Annotated in this window: 6 protein-coding genes and 1 pseudogene; 1 reads left to right on the top strand and 6 read right to left on the bottom strand. The window is 59.6% G+C overall.

Annotated elements, in window-relative coordinates:
- Nucleotides 1-265 precede the first annotated feature (265 nt).
- The 6 genes and pseudogenes from R2676_RS25375 to ppsA form a co-directional block, all read right to left on the bottom strand.
- Nucleotides 266-967, bottom strand: a complete 702-nt coding sequence (locus R2676_RS25375; protein ID WP_316857648.1) for a hypothetical protein — start codon at nucleotides 965-967, stop codon at nucleotides 266-268.
- A gap of 1 nt (nucleotide 968) precedes the next feature.
- On the bottom strand, nucleotides 969-4,286 hold the full coding sequence (locus tag R2676_RS25370; protein WP_173004204.1) for a VPA1269 family protein: 3,318 nt from the start codon (nucleotides 4,284-4,286) through the stop codon (nucleotides 969-971).
- Entirely contained in the window at nucleotides 4,279-5,625 is a 1,347-nt protein-coding gene (locus R2676_RS25365; RefSeq protein ID WP_154207451.1) for a site-specific integrase, read from the bottom strand. The genes R2676_RS25370 and R2676_RS25365 overlap by 8 nt, the downstream gene beginning before the upstream one ends.
- A 192-nt stretch (nucleotides 5,626-5,817) precedes the next feature.
- A pseudogene (locus tag R2676_RS25360) lies at nucleotides 5,818-6,054 on the bottom strand (SPFH domain-containing protein); the annotation flags it as partial.
- Nucleotides 6,055-6,103: 49 nt separating this feature from the next.
- Complete coding sequence (locus R2676_RS25355) at nucleotides 6,104-6,529, bottom strand: NfeD family protein (RefSeq protein ID WP_027677455.1); 426 nt, start codon at nucleotides 6,527-6,529, stop codon at nucleotides 6,104-6,106.
- A 178-nt stretch (nucleotides 6,530-6,707) separates the two neighbouring features.
- Nucleotides 6,708-9,095, bottom strand: a complete 2,388-nt coding sequence (gene ppsA / locus R2676_RS25350) for a phosphoenolpyruvate synthase (protein ID WP_206271829.1) — start codon at nucleotides 9,093-9,095, stop codon at nucleotides 6,708-6,710.
- 230 nt (nucleotides 9,096-9,325) lie between these two features.
- Between ppsA and ppsR the strand changes: the two genes are divergently transcribed.
- Entirely contained in the window at nucleotides 9,326-10,177 is an 852-nt protein-coding gene (gene ppsR, locus R2676_RS25345; RefSeq protein WP_027677457.1) for a posphoenolpyruvate synthetase regulatory kinase/phosphorylase PpsR, read from the top strand.
- The last annotated feature ends 33 nt before the right edge of the window (nucleotides 10,178-10,210 follow it).

The raw sequence follows: 10,210 nt of genomic DNA, 5'->3' as shown, positions 1-10,210 counted from the left end.
CGTTGCCAGCACTGCATGCACCGATAGGCTACGGGCGACGGAACGCCCGGTTTTCTTCCGTCAGACTTCAACGGCAAAACAACGAACTACGCGACTGTCACGTCGCACAAGTACGATTACCCCAAGATGCTGATGGAGTATGTCGGCTGGAAGGATGTCCGCTCGGCCATGCGCTACATCGACGCGGCGGACCGGTTCACGCAGCGCAGGATCGAATCCGCGCTGGCGCCACCTAGATTCAGCGCGCGGCGGGAACACGTCGACCTCAGCGCTCAAGCTCGCCTTGATCCGGCGCGCGATGGTGCTCATGAATGCCGGTAGCGTCTGTCCCTAGCAGACCGATCAGTGCTTCCACTTGCGACTTGTCCAGCAGGACTTGATTGGTCGCTACGCTGCGCAGCCTTTGTCGATATAACTCCAGGCCGACGGCCTGGAGCGAATGCCGGTCAAGCAGAGTCTCAATGGCAACCCGAGCCTGCGGAGGCAAAGACGCCGGCTTCACTTCGTCCCTGGTGAGCCTTCCGACATCGCTCATGTGCCGGTCGCGAATCCACTCGTCAATGGGGACGCCGGGAATGCTGCGCAAGCCAGCGACAATGCGATTCTTCGCACGGACCGCCTCATCCCGCTCGGCCTTGATGAGCGCAACGTAGGCGCGGATCGTTTCGTCCTGAATCGCCGGCTCAAAGCTGTGGGCGTTGTGCGATGCCACTGGTAATACCTGCTCCGAACTGCGGGCTTTTACATAGGCGAAGAGAGTCTTATCGGCATTCCGGATGGACTGGCTCCTCGGGCCACCCCAGCGGTCAATACAATATTTGCCAACTGAGGTGGGCGTCATAGCCGCGCGGGCCGATTCCAGAAAGTCGCAAGCCTCCTTGATCCGTTCGAGAGACTCGCGCAGCCGCTTGTTGGTCGCCTCTTCGATGAGTCGCGCGTACAGCGCAGCACTGACGGGTGTGGACATCTCAAACCTCTTTCAGCGAGATGGGCCTGCGCTTCTTAGGAGAAAGCAATAGCGTGTCGGGCGCGGCCACCTCGCGTACCGCAGGCTCAAGGCCGTCAATCTCGCTCAACTTGACCTCACCGCTGGCCAAGCGGCGCATTTCCTGGGCCGCCACGAACCGCAATAGCGTTGCGCTCAAGAGGTTCGCTGCGCTATCGCGCTGCTCGCCGCTCAGGGTGACAAGGTAGTTAGCAGGAATACCGTTGGCGGCGAGAAGCTGGGCAAGGAGCACATGTTTGTCCTGCATTGCGCGCTGGTTGCGGAAGCCCGGCATGAACTCGGACGTCTGTGTGACGTACTCCATCAACAAAAATTCATCGGCCTCCTGCAGCGTCGTCTTGAGATCGTCCGGCGAGTTGGCGGTCACCATTGGCAGCGCAGGCGTTTCGTCCCTATGCAGGCAGTCGCGCATCTTCAGGTACCCGTCCATCAGTTCCGAAGATGCCATCGCATATCCATAGCGGGCCTGCCATTCTGCCAGATCAATGCTCAGTTCCCGTTCTGTCATTTCGATCCGATCCCGAATGTACCTGGCACTTGTGCGCTCACCCCGATCCTCGGCCTCGATCAAGCGATCTCTTTCCGCCTTGAGCGCCAACCCCTTTTGACGGATTTCGTAGGCCAGATTATTCACGGCGGCCATCTGCCCGAGCATGAAGGCTGGACCAGTGATCCAATATCGGCACAGGCCACAGCGTCGGCCGCCGGGCACCGGTTCGTGCTCAGACGCACCAGGCTGCCGTTCACCCCCGGTACTGCAAGACGTCCCTGGACAGATCCCATCCGCATTGATGGTCCATAGGCCAGTGTGTTCCTTGAGCGACGCAAATGCGGGGTCGTAGACTGCGCGCCCGCTTGCTTCTTTGGAGATAAGAAACGGCGAGAATTCTTCAACGTGATCGGCAAACGAGCGGCCGCCGATGAAGTCGGCCTCCTTTTCCGCCAGCTCGCTTGCGCGCTCGATTTCCTGCCGTAACTTGGCCGGTGCAAATTTCGTGTACCACAGCGTCATCACAAGAGTCGCATGTCCGGCGACGAACTGGGATACGACTTCGAGCGGCACGCCGTTCTCGATCATGGCGCTAATGCCGCTGACCCGCAACGTATGAAGGTCGACCTTCCACGTGCGTTTACCGCTTTCGTCCAACCTCGTCAGCTCGAAATCCGGGATGTTGCGCTCAATGCGTACCCGCTTCTCGGTCTCGTGAAGCACCGCAACCCAGAGGCGCGCCATCTTAGCGCGTGACACCGGGATGCTGCTTTGTGGTTGCTTGGGATCGCGCAAAAGCGGTGCGACCTGGGGGAGGAGCTTTCGATCAACCTTGGCGAAGGTGGATTTGCCCAAACCTTCGTTGGTGTAGGTGACTGGCGCAGCAAGCGGCGGCAAGTAGCGCTGGTTCCACTCCTGCATCCGATAAACCAGTTCGGCGGTTTGCTTGCTCACCCAAGGAATCACGTAGCCATTAGGCGACCGGCCATCGTATAGCGCAGTCTTGTTTGTGTTGACATACATGCCTACCCATTCCGCCTGTGACGCCGGGTCATTGAGCAGCCGTAGACAGGATTCGCGTCGACCGACAGTTGCGTTGGGGTTGATGTTTGTGACCTCCTTGCCAGCCCGATGATCGTAGTAGAGTTCGTCCAACTCCCCAGAATCGAGCCAGCGTGCCTGATGAGACCGCAACGGCAGGTCCAACAGAATGGTCAGAGCGATCGCCGTGCCTGGCCACCAGACGCGAGACACCTTCTTCTCGACAGCATCGAAAACGGGAACCGCATCTGCCGCGAATGATCTGGGAAGCGCAAAGTCATCCTCGGTCAGAGTACGTCGCAGCTCGTTCAACACCCAACTCGGCAAGGCTCTGCGGTGCGTGCCTGTGGGCGCGTTGTCATGCGTGACCCGTTCCATCTCGGTAACAGGGTTCTTGAACCGCCGCGCGATCTCCTTTCTGCCATTCCTATGCAACCAGTCCGGATACCAACTGAAGAACTCGCGCGCGATGCGCAGAATGCGCTGATGCCGCTTGGAGGCCAGGCCGGAAGCGCGCAGCCGCGTCATCAACGTATTGTTGTTCCTTAAGGTCGGATCATGGATGTGCTGATGACGATCAATGTCCTCCGGCCGCTGAGGCGGTGCCTCGAGTGACAAGAGGAAATCGACAAACCAGTTCAGGTCCGCGATCGGGCCCGACTTCGTCCTTGCGCCGCGCCGTTCCTCAATGAAGGCCGCCAATGGCTGTACCCAAGGTTCCATGTCCGGCCGCGCCAGACTCACCCAGTGGTACTCGCCTCTCGTACGCAATAGATTGGGGTTGTGTTTTTCTTGCTGTTTGCGCGTTGCCTTGAAGGCTTTCTCAGGGTAATGGCGGTTCCACATTTGCCGCAGACCCACAGCGGCCGAACGAACATGGCCCGGACGCCTTGCGACCCAGCTCGACGATGCCTGCGCGCTCAGTTTCGTCGCATAGAAAAGCTCTTCAGCGGCATCAATGATGTTTCGACTGAGGTCCTCCATGGACAGTACAGACGTGATCGCCAGCATCATCATCCCCAGGGCGGTCTTATCCGTTCGCTGGCCCCGGGCGTTCGTAAGATGGCGAGCGACCTCGTCAAGCAGCGGATAAAGGCTGCCCGCGTACCCTTGCTGGTAGAACGATTGCCACCTTACATTTCCGCCGGTCATCCAATCACCATATGCCGCAGGAAACAGTAGCCATCCTCGCCCCCGCAGCATCATTACGAGCTCACGATACGTTGCCGAATGATGTCTTGGAACGGTATTGTTGGCCAACTGCTCCTGGATGACCTCCACCAACGCTGACAGGCTGCCCGCAGCCGCGACAAGCCGGCCCAGGTCGACCGGAAACAGCGCCCGAATTGCATGCACACCGACCGTGCTTTCCAACTCCCGCCAATTCGCCGGCTTCAGAGAACGCAGTACCTCGACCTGTCGATCGAGTGCGTGGCGATAGATGTACTGTGCAATTTGGCGCTTGTTGCCTTCGATTGCGATCCCGAAAGCTTCCACAACCACGTTGCGTTTGAAATAGCGGAGCGACCCCTGGGCGGAGGAGGCGAACGCTGTAATGCAAGATTCATTGTGCGGCGTCTCGAAATGCTTCCAGAGTAAGTCGATACGCACGCGCTCCCAGTCGGCGATCAGCTCTGCCATTTCGACGGTGCCGGGTACATGCGTCCAAGTAAAACGATCCGTGTCCAGGTTGAGCCGTATGTCGCGGCCATTGATTTCGGACTTAAATACCTTGATCTCGTTAGGCATGGGAACCATCGCCGTCGGCCGACGCGAGCGTCAAACCGTTCAGAAATGTAGGGACCGCTTCCAGCATGCGCTGATGGGCAAGCGCCAACTCGTCACGGACCACCTTCGGGTCGAGGGCGTAGTACACCTCTGTGGATAAAACAGAGGCATGGTGCATTAGCACCTGGAGTTTCTCTTTTGAAAGGCGAAGCCATGTCGCACCGAAATAGCCGTAGAAGTGCCGTCCACCGTGCGGGTTCACTCCGTCTTGGGAAGGGGACAGCCCGATTCGCCTAGCATTGCCGTAAAACTGGTCTCGAAGATTCTTCAGCTTGAGAGGCTCCCCAAATGCGTCGTCTTTTATTGAGACAAAGTAGTAAGGGTGATTGTCTGACACACGCAGTCGGACGCTACGCATGTACTCCTTATGAAGTTTCCAGAACAATTGCCCCATCCTGGGGTCACTCCAATAGATCCAACCCTCGCGCCTTTGCTCATCGTCGTACTTCATTCCCTTCCAGCCAGCGCGTTCGGGATGGTAGGTAGCGAAATCCTGGCGCGGCACGCGCTGGTATCGCTCATCGAGGAAGTCGGCACGAATCCCATTTCTCAGCGTGCCGCGTCTTGTCGTCCATTGAATCTTCCCCTCTCTTGGATGAGCAAGTACAACGCGGGCCATACCGCTACGCTGATCTAGACTGATGTCGCGAACGTAGAGATGCATCAGTTCGGAGATACGCACGCCGCCGTAAAATATCAGCAGCCAACACAAGGCATCGCGCGTGTTCGCGGCCCGAGAGATGAAATCAAGCACGTGTTCAGGCGGAAAATACTTCGCAGACCGGATTCGCTTGGATTGGCCTGCCTCTGGGCGGAACACGCGCCGGGTTACGAACCCTTGACCTTCCTGACTTGCCCCATACGTGTGGTACAGCAAGTCGAAGCGCTTACGCCCATGGCCTTGCGCCAGCCAATTGTTGAACTCCCTGTTCGACATGGCCGACACCAGCACTCGCTCTGAAGGGTGAGCCTCCATGTGACCATAGTTGTCTTGGCAAAACGTCGAAAATTGGCCGACATACTCGAGGTCGTCCAGGGCAGTCTTCAGGCTCACCGGCCTCCACCCCAAGCTCTCGCATCCATAGCGGCGAGCTTCATAAAACTGCCGGATAAGGAGGTGCAAGCCTCGCTCGTCCAGAGTGGGACAGCGTTGGTCAAGGACGTAGTAGTCGTAAAGCAGGCCAATGGCTTTGGCTGCTTTGCTGACGGTCGGCCCCTTGCTGCCCAACAGCAGCATGTTGCGCAAAAAAGAAGTGACAAAAAGTGGGGCTTCGCCGGGATCTACTAACAGCAAAGGCATGGAGACACCGGACCGGGCGGACAGCGGCACCTCAACTATCGAGTGAGCGGACCGCTTCGGGGATGGGTAGTCGCGCGTCAACTCTGGAAAAGTTAAATAGGCAGGAGCCGTACACGATACCGGACGGCACAAAAAAAGGCACTAACGCGCCATAGCCACCCCTAGTAGTTAGCCCAGTTACCCAGCTATAACCTTGGTGATACAGATCTGGCTCGGCACGTCGAGCGGGATTTCCTTGAGCACGTGCTTGTAGGCCACACGATCGACAAAGGGCAGCACGATGTTGAGCCCCGGCGAGAGCGTTGCATGATATTTGCCCAGCCGCTCGAGAATCCAGGCGTGCTGCTGCGGCACAATCTTGATGCCTTGCGCAATGAGCACGATGGCGGCAAACAGGACGATGATGGCGAGAGTCCCCAGCTCGAACATAGAACCTCCGTGGTTGAGCTTATTGGTTGTTTTGAGTGCGATTTGCGCGTTATTTGGGCGCGACGACCAGCACGTTGCCGCGCACTTCGACGATGCGGAATTCACCGACTGTAGCCGCCGCATTCGGCGCCAACTCGACATCCCACGCTGCGCCGCGATATTGCACACGCGCGCGTCGTTCGGGTGACCAGGCGTCGACGCGCAACGTCTCGCCGATATCCAAATTGACGTTGCGATTCCGGGCGGCGTTCTCGCGCGTGACACGCCCGTAGCGCGTACGCCGCAGCCCAACGATGCCGAACACCGCCACGATGGCGGCCACGATGGCCTGCGCAGGAAATGCAAGGCCGATCAGCGCGGCAAGACCACCGGCAATCAGCCCAATCGCGACCATCAGCAGATAGAAGGTCCCCGTCATCAGCTCGCCGATGACGAGCAGCACGGCCAGCGAAAACCAGACGGTCTGAGCCGACATACTCCCTCTCCCTGAATCCCAGAAAAAAACCCCCGCGACGCTGTTCGTCTGCGGGGGCATGTCGCTCGGCCCCCGCCAGCGTTGGACCGCCGCCGGGCACTTCGCGTTCTTGTTGGCGCGCACCTGTCAGGATACGCGCCTTGTCTTACGACATTCGTTGCAACACTCTAGTTCAAGCTCAAGCCAAACCGAGCTTCTGCCATGTGTCGACCACCGAATCCGGGTTCAGCGAGATCGACGAGATGCCTTCCTTCGCCAGCCACTCGGCAAAATCCGGGTGATCGGAGGGGCCCTGACCGCAGATGCCGACGTACTTGTTCATCGACAGCGCCGTGGAGATGGCGCGCTGCAGCATGAACTTGACCGCCGGATCGCGCTCGTCGAAGTCCTTGGCCAGCAGCTCCATGCCGGAGTCGCGGTCCAGACCCAGCGTGAGCTGCGTCAGGTCGTTCGAACCGATCGAGAAACCGTCGAAGTACTGCAGGAACTGTTCGGCCAGGATCGCGTTGGACGGCACTTCGCACATCATGATCAGGCGCAGGCCGTTCTCGCCGCGCTTCAGGCCGTACTTGGCCAGCAGCTCGACAACCTTCTCGGCCTGGCCGAGCGTACGCACGAACGGCACCATCACCTCGACGTTGGTCAGGCCCATCTCGTCGCGCACGCGCTTCATGGCACGGCACTCCATCTCGAACGCTTCGGCAAAGTCTTCGGCGATGTAGCGCGAGGCGCCGCGGAAGCCCAGCATCGGGTTTTCTTCGTCCGGCTCGTAGCGCGAACCGCCGATCAGCTTCTTGTACTCGTTGGACTTGAAGTCCGACAGGCGCACGATCACGGGCTTCGGATAGAACGCCGCCGCGATGGTGGCGATGCCCTCGGCCAGCTTGTCGACGTAGAACGCCCGCGGGCTGGCATGGCCACGGGCCACGCTTTCCACGGCCTTCTTCAGGTCGCTGTCGACCTGCGGGTAGTCGAGAATCGCCTTCGGGTGAACGCCGATGTTGTTGTTGATGATGAATTCCAGACGGGCCAGGCCCACGCCGCCGTTCGGAATCTGGCAGAAATCGAACGCCAGTTGCGGATTGCCGACGTTCATCATGATCTTGGTGCTGATCGTCGGCATTTCGCCGCGCTGGACTTCCGTGATTTCGGTTTCCAGCAGACCGTCGTAGATCTTGCCTTCGTCGCCTTCGGCGCACGAGACCGTCACGAGCGTGCCGTCCTTCAGCAGATCGGTAGCATCGCCGCAGCCGACCACCGCCGGCACACCCAGCTCACGCGCGATGATGGCCGCGTGGCAGGTACGACCGCCGCGGTTCGTGACGATGGCCGAGGCGCGCTTCATCACCGGTTCCCAGTTCGGGTCGGTCATGTCGGCAACCAGCACGTCACCCGGCTGCACACGTTCCATTTCAGCCGGATCGTTGATCACGCGCACCGGGCCCGTACCGATCTTCTGGCCAATGGCGCGGCCGGTGGTCAGCACCGGCGCCGAGCCCTTCAGGCGGAAACGCTGCTCGACCTTGCCGTGCGCCTGGCTCTTCACCGTCTCCGGGCGGGCCTGCAGGATGTAGATCTTGCCGTCCTTGCCGTCCTTGCCCCACTCGATGTCCATCGGGCGGCCGTAGTGCTTTTCGATGATGACGGCGTACTTCGCCAGCTCTGCCACGTCGGCATCGTTGATGGAGTAACGGTTGCGGAGTTCGCCCGGCACGTCGACGGTCTTCACGCGGCCTTCTTCGCCCGGCGCGGTGAATTCCATCTTGATCAGCTTGGAGCCGATTGAGCGGCGGATGATCGGGTACTTGCCGGCGGCCAGCGTCGGCTTGAAGACGTAGAACTCGTCCGGGTTCACAGCGCCCTGCACCACCGTTTCGCCCAGGCCGTAGCTGGAGGTGATGAAAACGACATCCTGGAAGCCCGATTCGGTGTCGATGGTGAACATCACGCCCGAGGCGCCGCAGTCCGAGCGGACCATGCGCTGGATACCGGCCGACAGGGCGACCACGTCATGGGCGAAGCCCTTGTGCACGCGGTACGAAATCGCGCGGTCGTTGTACAGCGAGGCGAACACGTGCTTGATCTTGTCGAGCACGTCGTCGATGCCGAGCACGTTGAGATAGCTCTCTTGCTGGCCGGCGAACGATGCGTCCGGCAAGTCTTCAGCCGTGGCCGAGGAGCGCACGGCGAACGATGCCTCGGCGCCTTCGCGGGCCGACACGCGAGCATACGACTCGCGAATCTCCTGCTCCAGACGCGGCTGGAACGGCGCGGTGGCGACCCATTCGCGGATCTCCTTGCCGGCGACAGCCAGCGCCTTGACGTCGTCGACGTCGAGGCTGGCCAGACGCTGCGAGATGCGCTCGGTCAGGTTGTTGTGTGCAAGGAAATCGCGGAACGCCAGTGCCGTGGTGGCAAAACCGCCCGGAACGCGCACGCCGGCGCCATCCAGCTGGGAGATCATCTCGCCCAGCGAAGCGTTTTTACCGCCAACGACCTCGACATCGGTCATCCGCAATTGCTCGAACGGCAGCACATAGGCGCCGTCTTGCGACAGGTTAGTCATACAAGCCCCTAAACTAAGTGAAAAACCGGTCGGATCCGCACGGGGCTTTCTTCTTGTCGTCTGGCCGTACGAATCGCTTGGCTAAATCATCCGGAAGCCATGCCAGGATTGCCGCTGCGGCAGCGCCCGGCAGGCGATTGGCCCGAATTGCTTAGCTAAACGATCGCCGCTATTCTACCGTGCCGCAGCACGATTTCCTGCCGGCGTGCTGGAAAAACCCCTCGTTTTCGATGACCGACCTCGCCTCCGCATCTCCCAACCGGACACCTTTCCGGACCGTTTTCATCGTGTCGGATGGCACCGGGATCACCGCAGAAACCTTCAGCCACTCGATCCTGGCGCAGTTTGAGATGAAATTCCGCCAGGTGCGGATTCCGTTTGTCGACACGATCGACAAGGCGCATGTTGCGGTCGCCAAGATCAATGAGGCGTTCCACGCCGAAGGGGTGAGGCCGATCGTCTTCACCACGTTGGTGGATGCCGAGGCAAACGAGATCGTCCATCGGGCCAAGGCCACCATCCTGGATATGTTCCAGACCTTCATCGAGCCGCTCGAGAAGGAGCTGAACCTCAAGTCGACCCACGCGATCGGCCGTTTTCACCAGAACGCCGACACCGAGGCGTACAAAAACCGCATCGAAGCGATCAATTTTTCACTCGCCCACGATGACGGCCAGTCACACAAGAACCTGGCCGAGGCGGATGTGATTTTGGTGGGGGTATCGCGCAGCGGCAAGACGCCGACCAGCCTGTACCTGGCGATGCAATATGGCGTGAAATCGGCCAACTATCCGCTCATTCCGGACGATTTCGAGCGCGGCAAGCTGCCGTCGGTGCTGTATGACTACAAGAGCAAGATTTTTGGGCTCTCGATTGATCCTCAGCGCCTGTCCGAAATCCGCAATGAACGCCGGCCGGGCAGCAAATATGCCGCGCTGGAAAATTGCCGCTACGAGATCAACGAAGCTGAAGCGATGATGCGGCGCGAGGGCATCAAGTGGTTGTCGTCGACGCACAAGTCGATCGAGGAAATTGCCACGACGATCCTGCAGGACATCAAGATGGATCACAACAACTACTGAGCGTGGCATCGCACCACAAATAAAACGGCCGGC

Origin of the sequence: Ralstonia flatus, from assembly GCF_958439105.1 — a bacterium.
In the GTDB taxonomy this organism is placed as follows: domain Bacteria; phylum Pseudomonadota; class Gammaproteobacteria; order Burkholderiales; family Burkholderiaceae; genus Ralstonia; species Ralstonia flatus.
The sequence above is the reverse complement of the archived record's forward strand: the minus strand, read 5'-3'. Positions and strand labels throughout refer to the sequence as shown.

What these genes read in the sequence shown, in the direction of transcription:
- R2676_RS25375 (WP_316857648.1), bottom strand. Translation starts at nt 967, where the DNA reads ATGTCCACACCCGTCAGTGCTGCGCTGTACGCGCGACTCATCGAAGAG.
- R2676_RS25370 (WP_173004204.1), bottom strand. Translation starts at nt 4,286, where the DNA reads ATGCCTAACGAGATCAAGGTATTTAAGTCCGAAATCAATGGCCGCGAC.
- R2676_RS25365 (WP_154207451.1), bottom strand. Translation starts at nt 5,625, where the DNA reads ATGCCTTTGCTGTTAGTAGATCCCGGCGAAGCCCCACTTTTTGTCACT.
- R2676_RS25355 (WP_027677455.1), bottom strand. Translation starts at nt 6,529, where the DNA reads ATGTCGGCTCAGACCGTCTGGTTTTCGCTGGCCGTGCTGCTCGTCATC.
- ppsA (WP_206271829.1), bottom strand. Translation starts at nt 9,095, where the DNA reads ATGACTAACCTGTCGCAAGACGGCGCCTATGTGCTGCCGTTCGAGCAA.
- ppsR (WP_027677457.1), top strand. Translation starts at nt 9,326, where the DNA reads ATGACCGACCTCGCCTCCGCATCTCCCAACCGGACACCTTTCCGGACC.